At 70.6% G+C, this 18,845-nt stretch carries 18 protein-coding genes and 1 pseudogene; 11 read left to right on the forward strand and 8 right to left on the reverse strand.

Going from position 1 to position 18,845, the window contains the following annotated elements; translation table 11 throughout:
* Positions 1–40: 40 nt before the first annotated feature.
* On the forward strand, positions 41–1,000 hold the full coding sequence (locus tag HYQ63_RS37075; protein ID WP_179938062.1) for a DMT family transporter: 960 nt from the start codon (positions 41–43) through the stop codon (positions 998–1,000).
* Between the two features lie 754 nt (positions 1,001–1,754).
* Here the strand turns inward: HYQ63_RS37075 and HYQ63_RS37080 are convergent.
* Both HYQ63_RS37080 and HYQ63_RS37085 read right to left on the reverse strand, forming a co-directional pair.
* Complete coding sequence (locus HYQ63_RS37080; RefSeq protein ID WP_179938063.1) at positions 1,755–2,372, reverse strand: LysE family translocator; 618 nt, start codon at positions 2,370–2,372, stop codon at positions 1,755–1,757.
* Between the two features lie 384 nt (positions 2,373–2,756).
* A complete protein-coding gene (locus HYQ63_RS37085; RefSeq protein ID WP_179938064.1) occupies positions 2,757–3,209 on the reverse strand; it encodes a helix-turn-helix domain-containing protein in 453 nt (150 codons plus the stop codon).
* Positions 3,210–3,317: 108 nt separating this feature from the next.
* Here HYQ63_RS37085 and HYQ63_RS37090 point away from each other — a divergent pair, with 108 nt between their 5' ends.
* Positions 3,318–4,550, forward strand: a complete 1,233-nt coding sequence (locus HYQ63_RS37090; protein ID WP_179938065.1) for an MFS transporter — start codon at positions 3,318–3,320, stop codon at positions 4,548–4,550.
* Positions 4,551–4,563: 13 nt separating this feature from the next.
* Here the strand turns inward: HYQ63_RS37090 and HYQ63_RS37095 are convergent, their stop codons facing one another.
* Positions 4,564–4,848: an MFS transporter gene (locus HYQ63_RS37095; protein WP_257232383.1), complete on the reverse strand. Its 285-nt coding sequence runs from the start codon at positions 4,846–4,848 to the stop codon at positions 4,564–4,566.
* Positions 4,849–4,984: 136 nt separating this feature from the next.
* On the opposite strand from HYQ63_RS37095, the gene HYQ63_RS37100 reads away from it, so the two are divergent.
* Positions 4,985–5,380, forward strand: coding sequence for a hypothetical protein (locus tag HYQ63_RS37100; RefSeq protein WP_179938066.1), 396 nt, complete (start codon positions 4,985–4,987; stop codon positions 5,378–5,380).
* A gap of 54 nt (positions 5,381–5,434) precedes the next feature.
* Complete coding sequence (locus tag HYQ63_RS37105) at positions 5,435–6,973, forward strand: hypothetical protein (RefSeq protein ID WP_179938067.1); 1,539 nt, start codon at positions 5,435–5,437, stop codon at positions 6,971–6,973.
* A gap of 27 nt (positions 6,974–7,000) precedes the next feature.
* Here HYQ63_RS37105 and HYQ63_RS37110 read toward each other — a convergent pair whose 3' ends face one another.
* Together HYQ63_RS37110 and HYQ63_RS37115 are read right to left on the reverse strand one after the other, a co-directional pair.
* A complete protein-coding gene (locus HYQ63_RS37110) occupies positions 7,001–8,971 on the reverse strand; it encodes an APC family permease (protein ID WP_179938068.1) in 1,971 nt (656 codons plus the stop codon).
* 291 nt (positions 8,972–9,262) lie between these two features.
* Entirely contained in the window at positions 9,263–10,216 is a 954-nt protein-coding gene (locus HYQ63_RS37115) for an AraC family transcriptional regulator (RefSeq protein WP_179938069.1), read from the reverse strand.
* A 96-nt stretch (positions 10,217–10,312) separates the two neighbouring features.
* Between HYQ63_RS37115 and HYQ63_RS37120 the strand changes: the two genes are divergently transcribed.
* From HYQ63_RS37120 to HYQ63_RS37130, 3 genes are all read left to right on the forward strand, one after another.
* Positions 10,313–11,155 (forward strand): NAD(P)H-binding protein, encoded by an 843-nt coding sequence (locus HYQ63_RS37120; protein ID WP_179938070.1) that lies wholly within the window; start codon positions 10,313–10,315, stop codon positions 11,153–11,155.
* 208 nt (positions 11,156–11,363) lie between these two features.
* Complete coding sequence (locus HYQ63_RS37125) at positions 11,364–12,308, forward strand: nucleoside hydrolase (protein ID WP_179938071.1); 945 nt, start codon at positions 11,364–11,366, stop codon at positions 12,306–12,308.
* Positions 12,305–13,765 (forward strand): MFS transporter, encoded by a 1,461-nt coding sequence (locus tag HYQ63_RS37130; protein ID WP_179938072.1) that lies wholly within the window; start codon positions 12,305–12,307, stop codon positions 13,763–13,765. Before HYQ63_RS37125 ends, HYQ63_RS37130 begins: the two co-directional genes overlap by 4 nt.
* Positions 13,766–13,778: 13 nt before the next feature.
* Here the strand turns inward: HYQ63_RS37130 and HYQ63_RS37135 are convergent.
* Positions 13,779–13,889: pseudogene (locus HYQ63_RS37135) on the reverse strand (AraC family transcriptional regulator); the annotation flags it as partial.
* A gap of 48 nt (positions 13,890–13,937) precedes the next feature.
* Between HYQ63_RS37135 and HYQ63_RS37140 the strand changes: the two are divergent.
* A complete protein-coding gene (locus HYQ63_RS37140) occupies positions 13,938–14,744 on the forward strand; it encodes a nucleotidyltransferase domain-containing protein (RefSeq protein WP_179938073.1) in 807 nt (268 codons plus the stop codon).
* Positions 14,745–14,757: 13 nt separating this feature from the next.
* On the opposite strand, the gene HYQ63_RS37145 is transcribed toward HYQ63_RS37140, so the two are convergent.
* The gene (locus HYQ63_RS37145) at positions 14,758–15,354 is read right to left on the reverse strand and encodes a TetR/AcrR family transcriptional regulator (RefSeq protein ID WP_179938074.1); all 597 of its coding nucleotides are present in this window, start codon (positions 15,352–15,354) and stop codon (positions 14,758–14,760) included.
* A gap of 55 nt (positions 15,355–15,409) precedes the next feature.
* On the opposite strand from HYQ63_RS37145, the gene HYQ63_RS37150 reads away from it, so the two are divergent.
* Together HYQ63_RS37150 and HYQ63_RS37155 are read left to right on the forward strand one after the other, a co-directional pair.
* Entirely contained in the window at positions 15,410–16,237 is an 828-nt protein-coding gene (locus tag HYQ63_RS37150; RefSeq protein WP_179938075.1) for a class I SAM-dependent methyltransferase, read from the forward strand.
* A 72-nt stretch (positions 16,238–16,309) separates the two neighbouring features.
* The gene (locus HYQ63_RS37155) at positions 16,310–17,053 is read left to right on the forward strand and encodes a class I SAM-dependent methyltransferase (protein ID WP_179938076.1); all 744 of its coding nucleotides are present in this window, start codon (positions 16,310–16,312) and stop codon (positions 17,051–17,053) included.
* A 73-nt stretch (positions 17,054–17,126) separates the two neighbouring features.
* Here HYQ63_RS37155 and HYQ63_RS37160 read toward each other — a convergent pair whose 3' ends face one another.
* A complete protein-coding gene (locus tag HYQ63_RS37160) occupies positions 17,127–17,672 on the reverse strand; it encodes a hypothetical protein (RefSeq protein ID WP_179938077.1) in 546 nt (181 codons plus the stop codon).
* 296 nt (positions 17,673–17,968) lie between these two features.
* On the opposite strand from HYQ63_RS37160, the gene HYQ63_RS37165 reads away from it, so the two are divergent.
* Positions 17,969–18,820: a DUF4097 family beta strand repeat-containing protein gene (locus tag HYQ63_RS37165; protein WP_179938078.1), complete on the forward strand. Its 852-nt coding sequence runs from the start codon at positions 17,969–17,971 to the stop codon at positions 18,818–18,820.
* Positions 18,821–18,845 lie beyond the last annotated feature (25 nt).

An 18,845-nucleotide genomic window follows, 5' to 3' on the forward strand; every position in this document is an offset into this window, starting at 1 on the left:
GCGACCGCCGTGCGCAAGGCGATACAGATGTGGACCGAGAATGACTGACAGCAGCGTGACCCGGGGCTTCACCAGGGTCGCGGGGACCATACCCGCTCCCGCGCTCGTGCTGGGCGGTGTGTGCGGCATCCAGTTCGGCGCGGCCTTCTCACCCCAGATATACCCGCAGGTGGGCGCGCCGGGCGTGGTGTTCCTCCGGCTGCTGATCGCGGGTGTGCTCCTGTGTCTGATGTGGCGCCCACGGCGGCAGGCGCTGGACTCCGTGAAGGGCGCGTGGGGGACGGTGATCGGCGCCGGGGCCCTGCTGGCGGGGCACCACCTCGCGTTCTACGAGGCGGTGAACCACATCCCCCTGGGGGCGGTGGCCACGATCGAGTTCCTCGGCCCGTTCGTCATCGCCCTGGCCGGATCACGACGAGCGGTCGACCTGCTGCCCGCATGCCTGGCGGCCGCCGGTGTCGTCCTGCTCGGCGGAGGTGGCGTCCCCCTCGACCCGGGCGGCCTGGCCCTGGCCGCGGTGGCGGCGTCCTGCTGGGGCGGCTACATCCTGGTCTCCTCCCGCATGGCGCGACGCCTCAGCGGCGGCCAGGGGCTGGCGCTGGCGGTGCTGTGGGCGGCGCTGCTGAGTACCCCGTACGGCATCGCCCGCGCCGGGAGCGCCCTCCTGGACCCCCACGTGCTGTGGGTGGCCGCCGTGGTGGCGGTGGCATCCAGCGTGCTCCCGTACTCGCTCAACCTGGAGGCGCTGCGCCGGATCCCACCGCGGGTGTTCGGCGTGCTGACGAGCCTGGAGCCCGCCGCCGGTGCCCTGTTCGGACTCCTCATCCTCGACCAGCGGCTCGCCTGGCCGCAGTGGCTCGGCATCGCCGCGGTCGCCTGTGCCTCCGTCATCGCGACGTTCCTGGGAGCCGGGGGACGGCGGAACTCCCGAGTGAGCGCCAAGGGCACCTCGCCGGAGGCCGGACGTCACGCCTTGAGCGAGACCGGCTCGGCGAGGTAAGTCATGGCGCGCCGTCGGCGGATGCGCCCGCACGGCACGGACCTGCCGGTCCGCACGGACCGCGTCCAGATGTACGGCGACGGTCCCGCGGCGCCCGAGTAGGCCCACTACGAGGGCGACCCTCCGCCTTGCGATCGCACGCACCAGACGCCGCGGGCTGATCCGACGGGACTTTGCGGAAACCCCCTAGGGCACCACCGCGCTGCTGCGCTACCACGCCCCCATCGGCTCCTACGAGTTCTGCACCCGCCTGCTGCGGGAGACCAGCGTCGTAGGCGGACCCTCGCGCAGGACGGGCCTCGGCCTCCGGCGCCCCGCCCGCGACGGCGGCGCCGCGCGCCTGGAGGAGGGCGTTGCCGCCGACGTGGTCGGAGTGCTGGGGCCCCCGGACGAAGTCTGGGGGAGGGGTGTTCATGACCAGGCCGACGGCCGTCCCGGCCTGCGCGCGGGCCCAGTCGGCGGTCACCTCGGCGTGGCCGACGAACCCGCTGTCGACCAGGGCCGGTTGCCGCCCGGGGAGCAGCAGCGTGTTGGCATCCGGGAACGCCGCTGCCGCCACGTCAGCCATGGCGGCAACGGCGGAGGTGGGGCTGTGGGCTCGCCGCTCGGGCCTGTTCAGGCGGATCAGCGTCTGCTGCCCGTGGCGATGAGCTTCCGCTCGCCGCCGTCCCGGACGCCGAACACCTCCAGCTGACACATGGTCAGGGTGCGTCCGGACTTCAGGACGGCAACATGATCCGTGAACGGGGGCTCGTCAGCCGACCAGGCGTTCCGCCAGCAGGAACACGCCGATGGCGATCATCATGGCACCGGAGACACGGGTGACGGCCCGGGCCGCCGAGGGCCGGGTCTTCAGGACCGTGCGGGCGAGGACGCCGACGCCGAGGTAGACCAGGGCGCAGGCCGTCATGTGGAGCGTGCCCAGCAGGCCGGTCTGCGCGGCGACCGGCCAGCCGCCCGCGGGGTTGATGAACTGCGGAAACAGCGAGAAGTACAGCAGCAGCGCCTTGGGGTTCAGGCCGCTGATTCCGATCCCCTTGAGCATGATCTGCAAGCGGGAGGATCCCATCGCCTCATTGGAGGCCGTCAGCGTGGCGGGCTGCCGCAGTACGCCGCAGCCCAGCCACACCAGATAGCCCGCCCCGGCGACGGTCAGCGTGGTGAGCACGGTCGCCGAACTCGCCACGATCACCACCAGCCCCGCGACGGCGAGCAGCGTGTACCCGACGTATCCCGCTATCAGCCCGGCGACCGCCGGAACCACCGACCGGTCCCGCAGCCCGGCCGAGATCGCGTACGCCCAGTCGGCGCCCGGGGTGAACACCAGCAGCAGATCCACTGCCAAGAAGGCCGCCAGCGTCGTCATTTCCATCGATCGATCCCTCGCATTCTTGCTCTGGGAGGGAAGGCTAGGCCGAAAGGACCCAAAGGTGTTTGCGTTCTTACCCCGCGATGGCTGTTCTAGAGGGAGAAATTTTTCCATAGGCGCCATTCACCGGAAGATTTTTGCCGGGCCGCCTGTGTGCGAGGTTGGCGCTCAGGTGAAAGAACCGTGCCGCCCCGCCACTTGGTCTCGCTGGGCCACCACGTCATCGTCCACATCGACGGCGGCGAACAGCCCGGTGCTGCCGAGTGGCGCGCGGGCTACCTGGATGCCATGCGCCGCCACGGCCAGGAGAGCCGGGCGCGCGTACGGCCCGGCGACGACACCGAGTTGGCCGGCTCTGAACAGAGGGAGGCGGGGCTCCCGCTCAGATCACGGGGCGGAAACCTTGTGCACGGTGGTGTCGTCCGGGTTCAGCCGTCGCCCGTCCGCGGACAGCACTTCCAGTGCGCGGAGGGGACGTCCCTCTCGGCGGTCGACCAGCTCCGAGTGCGGTTCGCCGGGGTCGAAGAAGTTCTGTTCGCCCCACTGCCGCAGTGCCACGATGACGGGGAAGAGCGCCTCGCCCTTCGGGGTCAGCACGTACTCGCGGTAGGCGCTGCCGTCCGAGGCGGGGACGGATTCGAGGACGCCGCCGGCGACCAGGGTGCGCAGTCGCGCGGCGAGGATGTTCTTCGCCACGCCGAGGCTGCGCTGGAACTCCCCGAAGCGACGGCTTCCGTCGAAGGCGTCCCGCACGATCAGCAGGGACCACCAGTCGCCGATCGCGTCCACCGACCGGGCGACAGGGCATGCGCTGTCGTCGAAGCGCGTCCTGGTCACCATGGCGTCCCTCACTCTCACGACCACTCTCACGATGGTTGCAACATGCTACCAAGCGGGCTACTGTCCGCCACTGGTGGCAAGATGAAACCAGGACGTGGGGGAGTGCTGATGCCCGGCAACGGTGATGCTGTGACACGACGGGCCGAGGCTCGAAGCGGGGAGGGTTCCGCGTTCGTCCTGTCCCGTGGCGTCGTCATCCTGTTCGCCGTCGCCTGCGGGGCCGCGGTGGCCAACGTCTACTTCTCCCAGCCGCTCCTGGTGACCATGGGTCACGACCTCGCCATGAGCCCGGCTCTGGTCGGCAGCGTGGTCACCCTCACGCACGTCGGATACGGGCTGGGGCTCTTCCTCCTCGTGCCGCTGGGCGACGTGGTCGACCGCAGACGGCTCATCGTGGGTCAGTTGCTGCTGCTGGTGGTGGCGCTGGTCGTGGTGGCCACCGCTCCCGCGGCGGCGATCCTGCTCGCGGGCATGGCCGCGACGGGGCTTCTCGCGGTCGTCACGCAGACGCTGGTGGCCTTCGCGGCTTCACTGGCCCCTCCCGCCGAGCGCGGACGGGTCGTCGGTCTGGTCACCAGCGGCGTGGTCATCGGAATCCTGCTCGCCCGCACCGCGTCCGGCCTCATGGCCGATCTCGCGGGCTGGCGCTCCGTCTACCTCGCCTCGGCGTCGCTCTCCGCTGCGCTCGCCCTGGTCCTGTACCGAGTGCTGCCGCGCCACGGTGGCACTCCGCCGACAGTCCTGCGCTACGGACAGCTCCTGCGCTCAACGGTCACCCTGTTCGCACGGGAACGACTGCTGCGGCTCCGGGCCCTGTTCGGCCTGCTGGTCTTCGCCGCGTTCAGCACCCTGTGGAGCAGCGTCGCGCTGCCGCTCAGCGAGGCCCCGTACTTCCTGCCGCACAGCGCGATCGGGACGCTGGGGCTGATCGGTGTCGCCGGTGCCCTGGCCGCCACCGTGGCGGGCCGCCTGAACGACCGCGGACTCTCCCGGCGGACCACCGGCATCGCCCTGGCCCTGCTCGCCGCCTCGTGGCTGCCTCTGGCCTTCACCCGCAGCTCGCTCTGGGCCCTGGCCGTCGGGGTGATCCTTCTCGACCTCGCCGTACAGGCGGTCCACGTCACCAACCAGACCCTGATCTACGCACTGCACCCGGACGCGGGCAGTCGGCTGATCGGCGGATACATGGTCTTCTACTCGATCGGCAGCGCCACCGGCGCCCTCGCCGCGACCTCCCTCTACGCGGTGGCCGGCTGGGGCGCCGTCTGTGCACTGGGTGCCGCGTTCAGCTGCCTGGGGCTCGCGCTGTGGGCGTGTGAGCGTTCTCGCCGAAGGCGGTGATGCCGGGGCCCGGTCAGCTTCCACGAACCGTACGGAAGTGTTCTTCGATCTCCTCGAGGCTGCGGTTGCGGGTATCGGGCAGGTAGCGGACCAGGAAGAGGACCGTGACGACGTTGACCGCGGCGAAGAGGAAGAACGTGACGCCGCCGAGGGCGTCGATGAGGGAGGGGAAGGTCAGGGTCACGGCGGCGTTGCCGAGCCGTTGGGTGAAGACCGCCAGGCCCGTGGCCAGGCTGCCGCGGTCGAACGGATCGAGCTGCCGCAGACGGAACCGCGGAGCGTCGCCCTGCCGCCTCAACTCGTCGTTCGCTATACGACGAAGACGCCGAAGAATGGCGACGAGGGCCCAGCTCCAGATGCGATCAACGGGTGGCGGATATAACGTCCGTTATGGATGACCAGATTGTTTCTGTGTGAGGCGTGAGTAGGACATCGTGCGCCTGAAGCTGGAGTGCCCGGAGGACCTGGAGCACGCCGCGGCGCTTGCCTCCTGGCTGGGCCGCCCGACCGTCCATGACGTCGTCGTGCTCGTCCCGTGGCTCGACCCCGACGAACGGCGACGGTCGGCCGCGACGATCCGGCGGTTGTTCAACGACTGCGGCTGTGCTGCCGGGATGGCGGCCTTCGCGGTGACGGCGGGTGTTGCGCTGGGGTACCAGTTCGCCGTCGGGGGTTGGTCCTGGCCGTCGGCAGGGGTCGGCGTGCTTGTCGCTGTCGCGGGGGGTGCCGTCGGCAAGCTGCTGGGGCTGGCCTGGAGCCGCCATCGGCTGCGCTCCCTGCTGCTGCGCATGGACGGTCGAGGCCGGCCGTCCATGCGTCATGATCCCTGAATGATCCCTTGCCCGGCTCGGCCGGCCGGTGTGTGAGACGAGGGAGGAACCGTCATGGCCGTCGTCTGTAGACAGGCCCAGGAATGGGTCGAGGAAAAGGTCTCGCAGCCCATCGAGACATGGGAGTCGCGCACCGAGAAGCGGTGCAGAGATTACGAGTGGTACGACCCGCGAGGCTGGGTCTGCTGGCTCGTCACCGTGACGGTGAAGGTCCTCAGGACGGTCGTGGTCACCGTGGGCAAATTGGTGACACGGCTTGTCTGCAAGGTAGTCGAGGTAGCCGTTGATTTCGGCAAGGATGTCTTCAGCAGTGTGTGGGACCTCTTGGTCGGGGCAACCACCCTCAACCCCCGCCGTATCACGGACGGGATCCTCCGTCTTGTCGGCGGAGTCACGCTGGGTGTCATCCGGTTCGGCCGTCTCGTCCTCGGCGGCGAACTGGTCGCGTTCGCCATCGACGCGGTGAACGACGCATCGATACGACGCCACGTCCGTGGACTTCTGGCGCGGAAATACTCGGGTGGAACCCTTGAACAGATCAAGAGGGCCATCAACCTCGACCACGGGCCTTTCCGGTTGCAGCTGAAGGCCACCGCGTACCTCACCGTCATGGACTCACAGGCCTCCTCGACCACCGACCCGAAGGTGCCCAACCTGGTGGCGCTCCATGAGTCGGGCGAAATCGATCTGCGTGAGCTGTGCGGCATCACCTTCCCTCAAGGGTTCTTCTACCGCAAGCGCTACAGGACCTTCAGGAAGCTGGATGCGGCCGCTGGTGGCGGCGGTGAGCAGGCCGAAGTCCCGCTCACCAAGGACGAGGTGAACGAATACATCATCTCCCGCGGCGAGCGCGGCCCGGACTTCCAGGTCTTTCCCATGGGCGCGGATGACCTGGACACCAAGCTCAGCACGGCGGAGGAAAAGGGGCGCGAACTATACCTGAAGTTCAGCTTTGACGAAAAGACCGTGCCGGTGACCAAAGCGGAGCACATCGTCCAGAACGACGGCGACAACCGCCGCGAGACGCAGAGCGATTTCCTCGCCGAGGTGATCGACCGTCAACGCAAGAGCCTGAGCCCCGCCAACCCCATCGCCGCACGGTTCGATCTCTGTCGTCCCGTCGTCGTCGGCATATTCCGGTACACGAACCACGCCCGGCACGGAGTGGCCAGCATTTTTGGCAAGAGAGAATGCGACGAGAGCACATCGGATACCTCGGGAGTGACCTTCGTCGACAACTTCCCCGACTCCATCTGGAAGTACGTGGTGGTCCATGAGCTCGGTCACTATGTCGGCCTGTGCCATACCGACGGCGTGGACCGGATCATGTTCTCGTCGGAGGAGAAGTCCGCGGCCGCGGGCTGGTCCATTCCCCGCCTGTTCTGGAGTGCCTATCGGAGCGGCGAACCGGACTTCACCCTCGACGAGGCCAAGAAGGCGTGGACGTACATCGTGGAGAACTTCGACCCCACGTGCCTGGGAGCCGCTCCCTCGCCACCTCCCCTGTTCCCTCCCGGCCCGATTCCCCGGCCACCTGCTCCGCCCAAGCCGCCAGAGGGTCCGCCCAAGCCGGACGGTCCGATAGTGAAGTGACGCCGTGTCGGCGGCGGTGGGCCGTGCTCAGCCGACGTGGACGTGGGGGCGGCGGGCGCGGTCGGGTTCGGCTTCGCGGAGGACTTCGCGGGTGACGGGGGCGACCTCTCCCTGGCCGAACAGGAAGAACCGCAGGAACTGGGCGAAGGGGCTGCCCTCGGTCCACTCGAAGTAGATGTGCGGCCGGCACCCGGTCTCGTCCCGTACGTGCAGCAGCAGGGCGGCCAGCGAGTTGGGGATGCTGGAGCCGTCGAGGGTCAGGACGCGGTAGCGGCCGTGCAGCACCTCGCCCCGTACCCGTACCGCGGATTCGAAGTCGGAGGGGTCGCGGACGGTGACCTCGACGAAGACGAGGTCCTCTTCCGCCGGGATGTCGTTGTCGGCCCGTATCTGCTGGATCTTGTCGCGGTACTCGGCCGGGTCGCGGTTGTCGGGCTCGTTGGCGATGAAACGTATCCGGCGGGTGGCGGTGTCACGGACGAAGCGCTCGGCCATGCCGTCCAGCTCCATGTCGGTGACCCGAAGCTCGAAGGCGCGGGCGAGCCGGGACAGCAGGGACACCGCGATGATGCCCGCGATGAAACACGCCCCGATCTTCACACCGTCGGGGCGTTCCACGACGTTGACCGCCGTGGTGTAGACGAAGACCACGGTGATGGCCCCGAAGGCGATGGTCCAGCCCCGCTGCCGGGCGCGGCGGGCGGCGATGGTGACGGCGACGGCGGCGGAGGTCATCAGGACCAGCACCCCGGTGGCGTAGGCGCCGCCCTGGGCGTCCACGTCGGCGTCGAAGATCCAGGTGACCAGGAAGCCGATCAGGGTGAAGACGAGCACCATGGGGCGGACCGCGCGGGCCCAGTGCGGTGCCATGCCGTACCGGGGCAGATAGCGCGGCATGAGGTTGAGCAGTCCGGCCATGGCGGAGGCGCCCGCGAACCACAGGATGCCGATGGTGGCGGCATCGTAGACGGTGCCGAAGACCGAGCCCAGGTACTGGTGGGCGAGGTAGGCCAGGGCGCGTCCGTTGGCCGGGCCGCCCGCCTTGAACGCGTCCTGCGGTATGAGCAGGGTGGTGATGAAGCTGGTGCAGATCAGGAAACCGCTCATGATCACCGCGGCGGTGGTGAGCAGCTTCCGCGTGTCCCGGATCCGGCCGGTGGGCCGCTCCTCGGTGTCGCCGGGGTCGCCCTGGACGTGGGGCATGACCGCCACGCCGGTCTCGAACCCGGACAGGCCGAGGGCGAGCTTGGGGAAGACCACCAGCGCCAGACCGACCATGATCAGGGGGTTGCTGTGCTGGGCGGTCAGCGCCTGCGACCAGTCGGTGACCACGTGGGAGGCGGTGGCCACGTGCCACAGCCCGACGATCACCACGACCGCGTTGAGCGCGAGATACGCACCCACCAGGGCCACCGCCACGCCGATGGCCTCGGTGAACCCCTTGAGGAAGACCGCTCCCAGCAGGGCCACCAGGCCCATGGTGATGACGACCTCATGGCCGTGCAGGAGGCTGGTGAAGTGCGGGTTCTCCACCAGGTGGGTGGAGGCGTCGGCCGCCGAGAGGGTGATCGTGATCAGGAAGTCCGTCGCGGCGAAGCCCAGCAGCGTCAGCACGAAGAGCTTGCCCTGCCAGAACGACAGCAGCCGCTCCAGCATCGCGATCGACCCCTCGCCGTGCGGGCTCTCCTTGGCCACCCGCCGGTACACCGGCAGCGCCCCGGCCAGGGTCACGGCCACCAGGACGAGCGTGGCGATGGGGGAGAGCAGCCCGGCGGCCAGGGCGGCGATACCGGGCTGGTAGCCGAGCGTGGAGAAGTAGTCCACGCCGGTCAGGCACATCACCCGCCACCAGCGCTGTCCCCGGTGCTCCTCGGAGGGCTGGGTGTGCGGCCCCGGCCGGCGCTTGGCCATATCGGCCAGGCCCTCCAGCATCCAGGACCGCAGGCGACCACCGGAAGGGTTCTCCGGAGGGGTCTCCACATCGGTGGAGGTGGCCATCGTGCACTCCTGTCACATCGCGCAAGCGAACATGCCGTCGAAGAAGCGGCCAGATCAGGGTAAGCGGGACGATTGGCGGGGCCTGCGGCGGCATGTGTCGTCGTGCTCGGCTTCGCGCTGTGTCCGGCACGCGTGCGTGTTCGCGAACACCCGCAGCGGGATCACCGAACCGGCCGCCAACCGCACAGCCCTCGGGACGTCTTCGCCCCGGAACTGCTCGACACCTGACGGGCTTACGCTCCTCCGCCCCGTGCGCGGGAGCGGGCCTGATGGAGTCGGACGCGGGTGGATTCAGGCGTTCGAGCCGTTCGCGGTGCGCCGGTATGCGCTCGGGTTGGCGCCTCGTACCCGTTTGAACGCCGCGCTGAACCCGAACGGGTCGGCGTACCCCACGGTGCGGGCGATGTCCGCGATGGTTGCGGTCTGCTGCTCGACCAGGAGGTCCGCCGCGAGCGTCATGCGCCAGCGGGTGAGGTAGGTCAGCGGCGGTTCGCCGACCAGGTCGGCGAACCGCTTGGCCAGCGTCGAACGCGACACCCCGGTGCGGTCGGCCAGCGCGGCGACCGTCCATGGCGCCGCCGGTTCGGCGTGCAGCAGGCGCAGCGCGTGGCCGACCACCGGGTCCCGTTGGGCGGCCCACCAGGCCGGGGGCTCGCCGCCGGGCCGGTCGAACCACTCGCGCAGCGTGCAGACCAGCATCCAGTCCAGCAGCCGGTCGAGTACGACCTGCTGGCCCGGCGTGTCGACGGCGACCTCGGCGGCCACGTGGTCCAGCACGGCATCGGCCGTGCCCCCGGCGTCCGCGCGCAGCACGACGGGCAGCGCGTCCAGCAGCCGGCGGCTGATCTCGCCGCGCACCGGATAGGCGCCGACGATCAGGGTCGTCGCACCGCGGCCGTCACCGGCGTCGTCCTCGCCGCAGTCGTTCCAGCCGAGCCGGTGCCGGGTCCCGCCCTGTTCGGGCGTCGCGCAGTGCTCGCCGCATGCGAGTGGTTCGGCCGGGGTGTCGACCTCGTCGACGAAGGTGAACGTCGCGGGGCCGCGTACGACGATCGTCTCGCGGGCGCGAAGCGGCTCGGGCGGACGCCCCTCCGGCACGATCCAGCCCGCCCCGGTGAGGACGGTGCACAGGGTCAGCGGCGCGCCGTCCACGAAGTGCAGGGACCAGGGCGGGGTCAGGGTCGAGCTGCCGAACAACGAGCCATGGGCTCGTACCCCCCGGATCAGATCACTGAACGCGTCCACTCCAGCGAGTCTAGACGCATACGTTGAGACGAATACGCAGGCGATCCGGCTTCTTGCCCATGGGATCGTCCGAGCCAGCCGTGTTCAATCGGCGTCATGACCAACGCCAACGACACCACTCTCATCCTCGGCGCAACCGGCAAGACGGGTCGGCGGATCGCCCCCCGGTTGCGGCTGCGCGGCACGCCGGTGCGTGCCGCCTCCCGGTCGAGCCGGACCCGGTTCGACTGGTCCGACCCCGGCAGCTGGGACGCGGCCCTGCGGGGTGTCGCCGCCGTCTACGTGGTGGCCCCGAGCGTGCCGGGTCCGGTGCACGAGTTCGTGGCCCGGGCCGAGGCCGCCGGGGTGCGGCGGATGGTCCTGCTCTCCGGGCACGGCGCGGACACCTGGGGCGACTCCACGTTCGGGCTGGACATGCGGTCGGCCGAGGATGCCGTGCGCGGCTCGGCGCTGGAGTGGACCGTCCTGCGGCCGTCGAACTTCGCCCAGAACTTCGACGAGGACGTCTTCCACGCCCCGCTGGTCGCCGGGGAACTGGCGCTCCCGGCCGGTGCGGTTCCCGAGCCGTTCATCGACGTGGAGGACGTCGCCGACGCCGCGGCCGCGGTGCTGACCGAGCCCGGTCGGCACGCCGGAAGGGTCTACGAGCTGACCGGGCCGCGTGCACTCACCTTCGGTGAGGCTGTTGACCTGATCTCCCGGGCGTCGGGGCGGCCCCTCACGTATCGGCAGATCTCGCCCGCCGAGTACGCCGCGACGCTGGTCGCGGAGGGCTTGAGCGAGGACGACGCCCATCACGTCGCCGAGATGTTCGTGATGATGGAACGCGGGCTGATCGCCGCGACGACGGACGACCTCGCCACCCTGCTGGGACGGGCGCCCCGGACCTTCGAGGATTACGTGGTGCGGGCCGCGGCGGCGGGGGCCTGGGGGCGGTGATCGCCCGCCTCGCCCGTTCGCCGCATGCTCGTGCGGCACGGAGCGGGGCGCGTCGTCCCAGGTGATGCGGTGAAAGGCGGCGGACCCTATCGCGTTACGGTGTGGAACCGACAGCGACGGTTGAGGGCCTCCTCATGTCACCCACCGAGCGGTCGAGCGTTCGTCTGTGGCGGATCTCGACGTGCGACACGATTCCAGAGAGAACCCGATGAGAAAGATCATCCTCGACTGCGACCCCGGGCACGACGACGCGATCGCGATGCTCCTGGCGCACGGCAACCCCGACGTCGAACTGGTCGCCGTCACCACCGTCGTCGGCAACCAGACCCTGGAGAAGGTCACCCGCAACGCCCTCTCGGTCGCCCGCATCGCGAACATCACCGGCGTCCCCTTCGCCGCGGGCTGCGCCCGCCCCCTGGTGCGCACCGTCGAAACGGCCCACGGGATCCACGGCGAGAGCGGCATCGACGGCCCCGCGATGCCCGAGCCCACCCTGGCCCTGGACCCCCGGCACGCCGTCGACCTCATCATCGACACGGTGATGGCCCACGAGCCCGGCGAGATCACCCTCGTCCCCACCGCGGGTCTGACCAACATCGCCCTGGCCGTACGCAAAGAGCCCCGCATCGCCCAGCGCGTGCGCGAGGTCGTCCTGATGGGCGGCGGCTACCACACGGGCAACTGGAGCCCCGTCGCCGAGTTCAACATCAAGATCGACCCCGAGGCCGCCCACATCGTCTTCAACGAGGGCTGGCCGGTCACCATGGTCGGCCTCGACCTCACCCACCAGGCCCTCGCCACCCCGGAGGTCGTCGACCGCATCGCCCGCGTCGGCACCGGCCCCGCCACGTTCGTCAATGAACTCCTGGACTTCTTCGGCGCCACGTACCTCAAGGAGCAGGGCTTCGAGCACCCCCCGGTGCACGACCCGTGTGCCGTCGCGTACGTCATCGACCCCACCGTCATGACCGTCCGCAAGGCCCCGGTGGACATCGAACTCACCGGCACCCTCACCCTCGGCATGACCGTCACCGACCTCCGCGCGCCCGCCCCCGACGACTGCCGCACCCAGGTCGCGGTCACCCTCGACCACCAGCGCTTCTGGGACCTGATCGTGGACGCCCTCGAGCGGATCGGTGACGTGCGCGCATGAACTCCTCCTCCACCGACCCGGCCCTCGCCCCGGCCGCCATACCGGGCGGCACACGCCCCGTCCGGATCTGGGTCCTGGTCACCGCGCTCCTGACGGCCTGCTTCGCCTTCCAGCTCAACGCGAGCATGCTCAGCCCCGCCCTGAAGAGCATCGAGAACTCCCTCGGGGCGACCTCGGCCGAAGTCGGCCTGACCCAAACCGCGTTCTTCACCTCGGCGGCCCTCTTCTCGCTCTTCCTGCCCCGCCTGGGCGACCTCATCGGCCGCCGCCGGGTCCTGGCCGGGATGCTGGCGCTGATGGCCGTCGGCTGTGTGATGGCCGCGCTCGCCGGGAGCATCCCCGTGCTCTTCGCGGGCCGCGTCATCCAGGGCGTATCCGGGCCCACCGTGCCGCTGTGCCTGATCATGCTGCGCAACGAGGTCCACGAGCCGAAGAAGTACGGCACCCTCCTCGGCGTCATCACCGCCGTCAACGGAGGCGTCGCCGGTGTCGACTCCCTCGCGGGCGGATACCTCGCCGACCACCACGGCTTCTCGTCCATCTTCTGGGCCATGGCCGCCGTCGCCGTGCTCGCCACCGTCCTGGTCGCCACCCTCACCCCCGAGTCCGTGGCCACCGAGGACGCAGAGACTGAAAGCCGCATGGACTGGCCCGGTGTCGCCCTCCTGGTCGTCTCGGTCGGAGCGGCCCTGATCGCCCTGAACGAGGCCGGGAAGCTCGCCGACGCCAACTGGCCGCTCGTCGCCGCCCTGTTCGTCGTCACCGCCATCGCCTTCGCCCTGTTCTGGCGCACCGAGGACCGCAGCAGCCACCCCCTGGTGGCCACCCGCCACCTCAGGCAGCGCTCCACCTGGGCCCTGCTGCTGACGACCGTGCTCACCATGACCGGTGTGTTCGCCGTCATGAACGGCCTGATCCCCGCCTTCGCCCAGGACGCCCGGGCAGGTTTCGGCATGACCGCCGAACAGTCCGCCTGGTGGACCCTGATCCCGTACGCGCTCGCGGGCCTGGCCATGGGCCCGCTCGCCGGTCGCCTCGCCGCCACCCACGGCTACGGCCGCATCCTGCGCCTCGGCCTCATCGGCGCGGCCGCCACCCTCGCCCTGATGCTCCTCACCCTGCAAGCCGACTCCCGCCTGCTGCTCCTGGCGGCGTCGATCCTCATCGGCATCACCTACGCGGGCGTGGGCAACATCGTCCTCAACGGCCTCGGCATCGTCCTGTCCCCGAAGGAGAACCCCGGCTTCCTGCCGGGCCTGAACGCGGGCGCCTTCAACCTCGGCGCGGGCCTCAGCTTCGCCCTCGTCTACGCGGCGCAGACCGCCGCCGAGCCCGCGGACAAGACGTCCGCCACCGGCTACGGCGCGGGCATCATCACGGGAGCCGCACTCATCGCCGCCGCCTTCGTGACGTCCTTCCTCATCCCCAAGCCGGTGGAGGCGGAAGCGACGCCGTGACGCTCACGGCGCGTCATCCGCTCGTGGTGAAGCGCGACGGGGGCACGCCGAAGGCCCGGGTGAGGGCAGCGGTGAAGGCCGCGGGCGAGGCGTAGCCGAGGCGCCCGGCGGTCTCGGTGACGGAGTCGGTGTCCGCTCGGCAGCGCACAGCGGCACACGGCACAGTGGCCCCATGAATGAACGAGGGCTGGACCGCGACGGGACGATCGCACGCGAAGGCGCGCTGGACCGCGTGCCGGAAGCGTTCGTCCCCGTCGTCGATGCCGCCCGCGCTCACCTCACCGGGACGTTCGGCGGCACGCGCCTGCACAGCGCCTACCTCTACGGCAGCATCCCCCGTGGCACCGCCACCCCCGGAGTCTCCGACCTCGACCTCCAACTCGCCCTCCACGACGAGCCCACCGAAGCCGACCGCGCCGATGCCACAGCGATCGAGACCGCACTCGACCGTGCGTTCCCGCAGATCAACGGCGCCGGGATCCTGGTGAGCAGCACGCGGTTTCTGCTCAGCGGCGTCGAACGTCACGACGCCGGATTCTTCATCGCCTGCCTCTGCACCCCGTTGCTGGGCCCCGACCTCGCGGAACAGCTGCCCCGTTACCGCCCCACAACCCTCCTCGCCCGGGAGACCAACGGGGACTTCGTCCGCCTGCTTCCCCGCTGGCGGGCGAAGGTGGCCGAAGCCACCACGGACGCCGAACGCCGGAGCCTTGGCCGTCGCGTCGGCCGGCGCACGGTCCGTACCGGATTCACCCTGGTCATGCCCCGATGGGGCGGCTGGACCAGCGATCTTGACCAGTCCGCGGAGCTGTTCGGCCGTTACTACCCCGAGCGCGCCGCGCAGATGCGTGCCGCCGCGTCCATGGGCCGTGCGCCCTCAGCCGACCCGGCGGTGCTCGGGATGCTCATCGACGACCTCGGCCCTTGGCTCGCGGCCGAGTACACCGCCGTGCACGGCGAGAGAGCCCCGCGTCCCTGAACAGGTCAACGCATCACGGCGCTTCGTGCTCGACCCCGGCAATGACCGCGGTCACGACCTTGCGGACGGCGCCGGCCTCCGGCGGGGTGCCGTGGCGGTCGGCGAAGAGCATGTGCGCGGCCCCGATCAGGGTGGGGGCGAGCGTGTCGACGTCGGCATCCGCGGTGATGCGGCCGCGTTCGCGCTCGGCGGTGAGGTAGGAGGCGATCGCGATCGCGGCCTCGGTCAGGATCGGCACGCCGGTGGGCCTGGCCTCGCGCAGCCGGGAGCGCAGGTCGTCCCGGGAGGTCACGAGGCTGACGATGGCCACCGCGACCGCCCCGAACACGTCCATCAGCGCCTGGGTGAGGTTGTCCGCGACGGTGCCGGTTCCGGCGGACGCACGCAGGGCGGCGGCCAGGTCGTCGATCCGGGCGATGCGGTCCAGCACGAGTTCGGCGAGGAAGGCGTCGAAGTCGGCGAAGTGCCGGTGCAGGACGCCCTTGGCGCAGCCCGCCTCCGTGGTGACCGCCCGACTGGTCAGGGCGCTCGGCCCGTCCCGGAGCAGGATGCGCTCGGCGGCATCGAACAGGTGGTCGCGCACATCGCGGATGGCTACTCCCGTGGGCACCGCGCAACTCCTTCTTCCCTTGACGAGTGGGCATGTGCCCACTCATAGTGGGCGCATGCCCACTTTACCGCCGGAGCGAGCCCCTCGCCCCGAACGCACGACCCATCGACACCGACAGGTGGCGGAGTCCTTCGGTTCGGACGCCGAACGCTACGACCGGGCCCGGCCCCGCTACCCCCAAGCCCTGGTGGACCGGATCGTCGTTGCCAGCCCCGGCCCGGACGTCCTCGACGTCGGCTGCGGCACCGGCATCGTGGCCCGGCAGTTCGCCGAGGCCGGTTCCCGGGTGCTGGGCGTCGAGGTCGACGCCCGGATGGCCGACCAGGCGCGCCGGCGCGGACTCGACGTCGAGGTGGCGTCCTTCGAAGACTGGGACCCGGGCGACCGGAGCTTCGACGCCGTCGTCTCCGGGCAGTCCTGGCACTGGGTGGACCCGCTCGCCGGACCCGCCAAGGCGGCACAGGTGCTACGCCCCCGTGGTCTGCTGGCCCTGTTCTGGAACGCGGGCCAGCCCTCGACCGAACTGACGGAAGCCTTCACCGATGTCTACCGCCGCGTGATCCCCGACTCGATCGCCGTCCGCCAATGGGCGGTGCCTGCCGCGGAGGGGTACACCGCGCTGTGTGCCCAGGCGGCCGACCGGATGCGGGAGGTGGGCGCGTTCACCGACCCCGAGCAGTGGCGGTTCGACTGGGAACAGCCCTACACGCGGGACGAGTGGCTGGACCAACTCCCCACCCAGGGCGCCTTCACCCGGCTCCCGCGAGCCCAGCTGGACGAGGTGCTGGCAGGCGTCGGCACCGCCATCGACGCCGCGGGAGGCAGCTTCACGATGCACTACGCCACCGTGGCGGTCGCCGCGACGCGAACCGATACCGCCTGACCCACGCTCCAGCTTCGCTCCGTCAACTGCGGTGCTCCGTCACATAGACGGCCCGCTGGGCAGACTGACCCCATGGCGACCTATGACACGCTCGGCGCGACATACGCCCGGACACGGCGACCCGATCCGCGGATCGCCGCGCAGATCCACGCCGCACTCGGGGGCGTCACAGACGTGATCAACGTCGGGGCGGGCACCGGTTCGTACGAACCGCCGGAGACGGTCCTCGCGGTCGAGCCCAGCCACGTCATGCTGGCCCAGCGTCCGTCCGGATCCGCGCCGGCGGTGCGGGCGGTCGCCGAGCGGCTGCCGCTGTGTGACGGCGCCGCCGACGCGGTCATGGCAGTGCTGACGGTCCACCACTGGACCGACCTGGCGGCCGGAATCAGGGAGCTGCGCCGGGTTGCCCGCCGCCGCATCGTCATCCTGACGTGGGACCAGCGCATCTTCCGCGAACGGTTCTGGCTCGTACGGGACTACCTCCCCGACGCCGCCGCGTTCGACGACACCCGTGCCGTACCCACCGAGCAGTTGGCCGACCTCCTCGGGGGCGCGCGGCGGGAACCGGTGCTGGTTCCCCATGACTGCACGGACGGGTTCGCCGCCGCGTACTGGCGGCGTCCGACTGCCTACCTCGACCCGCAGGTACGCGCGGGGATCTCCTTGCTCGCGCAGACGGGCGAGGCCGTCATCGCGCCCGGGTTGGACCGGCTCGCGGACGACGTGACGACCGGCCGCTGGCACATCCGGCACGCCGACCTCCTCGGGGTCGAGGCCATCGACGTCGGGTACCGGCTCCTGGTCACTGACGTCTGACGCGGCTCTCATGGGGTGTCCCCGGAGGGGGCGCCCCGCCCTCGGGCCCTTCATTGGTTTGGTCCGGGGAGGTCTATTTCACCCAGCCGGTGTAGTTCTGGCCGACGTGCGGGGCCCGTCGTTCGCTGCGGCGGCCGGGATCCTCGTGGTGCAGCATCGCGGAGGCCGCCCGCACGAGCCAGGCGTTGACCGACAGCCCTTCCCTGCTCGCGGCCTCCTCGATCCGGGCCTTCAGCTGCTCGGGCGGCCGGAAGTTGACGCGCGCGGTGGCGCCATCCTTGGCGCCCGGGGCGCCAGGCGCGGGCGGGGCTTCCGGCGGTGCGCCGTCGAACGGCTGCGAGAACGGGCGCGCGGACTCGTCCGAGGGCTCCTCGGACGGCGGCAGGGTGACCACGAACCCGGGGTCGAGCCCCCGCAGCCGGACCTCGACCGCGCCCGGCGCCAGTTCGCGGGTGATCTCGTCCGCGGCGGCCGACAGGGCGTCGAGCAGGACCAGTCGAACGCTGGCGGAGAGCGGTGCGACGAGACGCTCGGCGACCTCGCGGGTCTGCGCGTCACCCGCCTCGGCGGCAGTGATCAGTTCCTGCCGCAGGTCGTCGACGTACCGCATCAGTTCCATGGCGTCATCCTCGCGCCGACGCGGGGCGACCGGCAAGTCCGTACCCTTCGGGGCCGCACGGACCGGATCCCGCTGCGCACCTCTCTCGGGCGGCGCCGGAGCGGGACGGACGAGCGGGCCACCCGGGGTCACGTCGACGCATCGCGGTGCTGCCGGGCCTTGCCCAACGTCGCTCCATGCAGGGCGGCTTGTCGTGGCGCCATGGGTGCGCCATTATGGCGCCATAGGCGTGACGCCCTACACCGACGGCCTCCGGCGCGCGTTCCTCCCGCAAGCGGCTCACCAGGAAGGCTGACATGGCAACGTACGAAACCCCCGAACCGATCTCCGCCAGGGTCGAGATCTCCACGGGCACCATCACGGTCAGGGCGAGCCGGCGGACCGACACGGTCGTCGAGGTCCGCCCGACGGACGACTCCAACGCCGCCGACGTCAAGGCGGCGGAGCAGGCGCGCGTCGACTTCGCGCAGGGCAAGCTCCAGGTCAAGGCGCCCCCGCAGATGTTGCACTGGCCCAGCGCGTCGCGCCGCACCGGCTCGGTCGACGTGCTGATCGAACTTCCCGAGGGCTCCGATCTGCGCGGCAGTTCGTCCTCCGTCGCACTGCGCGGCGAGGGCCGGCTGGGCGAATGCCGCTTCGAGGCGGCGCACGGCGCCTTCCGGATCGACGAGGCCGGTCCGCTGCGGCTGTCCACGTCCCGGGGTGAGATCGCCGTGACGCGCGCGGTGGGCCACGCCAGGATCGCCAACGGCTCCGGAGGCGTACGCGTCGACGAGATCGACGGGTCCGCCCTGGTCGGCAACGACCACGGCGAGACCCGGATCGGTGACGCCACCGGCGAACTGCGCCTGACCGGGATGAACGGCGACTTCCACGTGGAGCGGGCGCACGGCAACGTCGTGGCCAAGACCGCCCACGGCGGCATCCGGCTGGGCGAGGTCGTGCGGGGCTCGGTCGTGGTCACGGCGGCCGGTGCCGAAATCGAGATCGGCATCCGGCAGGGCACCGCGGCGAAGCTCGACGTGTCCACCCTGACCGGCACCGTCCGTAACGCGCTCAAGGCCGTCGACGGCCCGGGGGAGACCGACGAGATCGTCCACGTCAAGGTCCGTACCTACAGCGGTGACATCGTCATCCACCGTTCCTGAACCGCATCGCCCCCCCGCAGGCCCG

This window comes from Streptomyces sp. Rer75 (genome assembly GCF_013414305.1).
Classification (GTDB): Bacteria; Actinomycetota; Actinomycetes; order Streptomycetales; family Streptomycetaceae; genus Streptomyces; species Streptomyces himastatinicus.

Coding starts and splice junctions, on each gene's coding strand:
- HYQ63_RS37075 (WP_179938062.1), top strand. CDS start 41: ATGACTGACAGCAGCGTGACCCGGGGCTTCACCAGGGTCGCGGGGACC.
- HYQ63_RS37080 (WP_179938063.1), bottom strand. CDS start 2,372: ATGGAAATGACGACGCTGGCGGCCTTCTTGGCAGTGGATCTGCTGCTG.
- HYQ63_RS37085 (WP_179938064.1), bottom strand. CDS start 3,209: ATGGTGACCAGGACGCGCTTCGACGACAGCGCATGCCCTGTCGCCCGG.
- HYQ63_RS37090 (WP_179938065.1), top strand. CDS start 3,318: ATGCCCGGCAACGGTGATGCTGTGACACGACGGGCCGAGGCTCGAAGC.
- HYQ63_RS37105 (WP_179938067.1), top strand. CDS start 5,435: ATGGCCGTCGTCTGTAGACAGGCCCAGGAATGGGTCGAGGAAAAGGTC.
- HYQ63_RS37110 (WP_179938068.1), bottom strand. CDS start 8,971: ATGGCCACCTCCACCGATGTGGAGACCCCTCCGGAGAACCCTTCCGGT.
- HYQ63_RS37120 (WP_179938070.1), top strand. CDS start 10,313: ATGACCAACGCCAACGACACCACTCTCATCCTCGGCGCAACCGGCAAG.
- HYQ63_RS37125 (WP_179938071.1), top strand. CDS start 11,364: ATGAGAAAGATCATCCTCGACTGCGACCCCGGGCACGACGACGCGATC.
- HYQ63_RS37130 (WP_179938072.1), top strand. CDS start 12,305: ATGAACTCCTCCTCCACCGACCCGGCCCTCGCCCCGGCCGCCATACCG.
- HYQ63_RS37140 (WP_179938073.1), top strand. CDS start 13,938: ATGAATGAACGAGGGCTGGACCGCGACGGGACGATCGCACGCGAAGGC.
- HYQ63_RS37150 (WP_179938075.1), top strand. CDS start 15,410: ATGCCCACTTTACCGCCGGAGCGAGCCCCTCGCCCCGAACGCACGACC.
- HYQ63_RS37155 (WP_179938076.1), top strand. CDS start 16,310: ATGGCGACCTATGACACGCTCGGCGCGACATACGCCCGGACACGGCGA.
- HYQ63_RS37160 (WP_179938077.1), bottom strand. CDS start 17,672: ATGGAACTGATGCGGTACGTCGACGACCTGCGGCAGGAACTGATCACT.
- HYQ63_RS37165 (WP_179938078.1), top strand. CDS start 17,969: ATGGCAACGTACGAAACCCCCGAACCGATCTCCGCCAGGGTCGAGATC.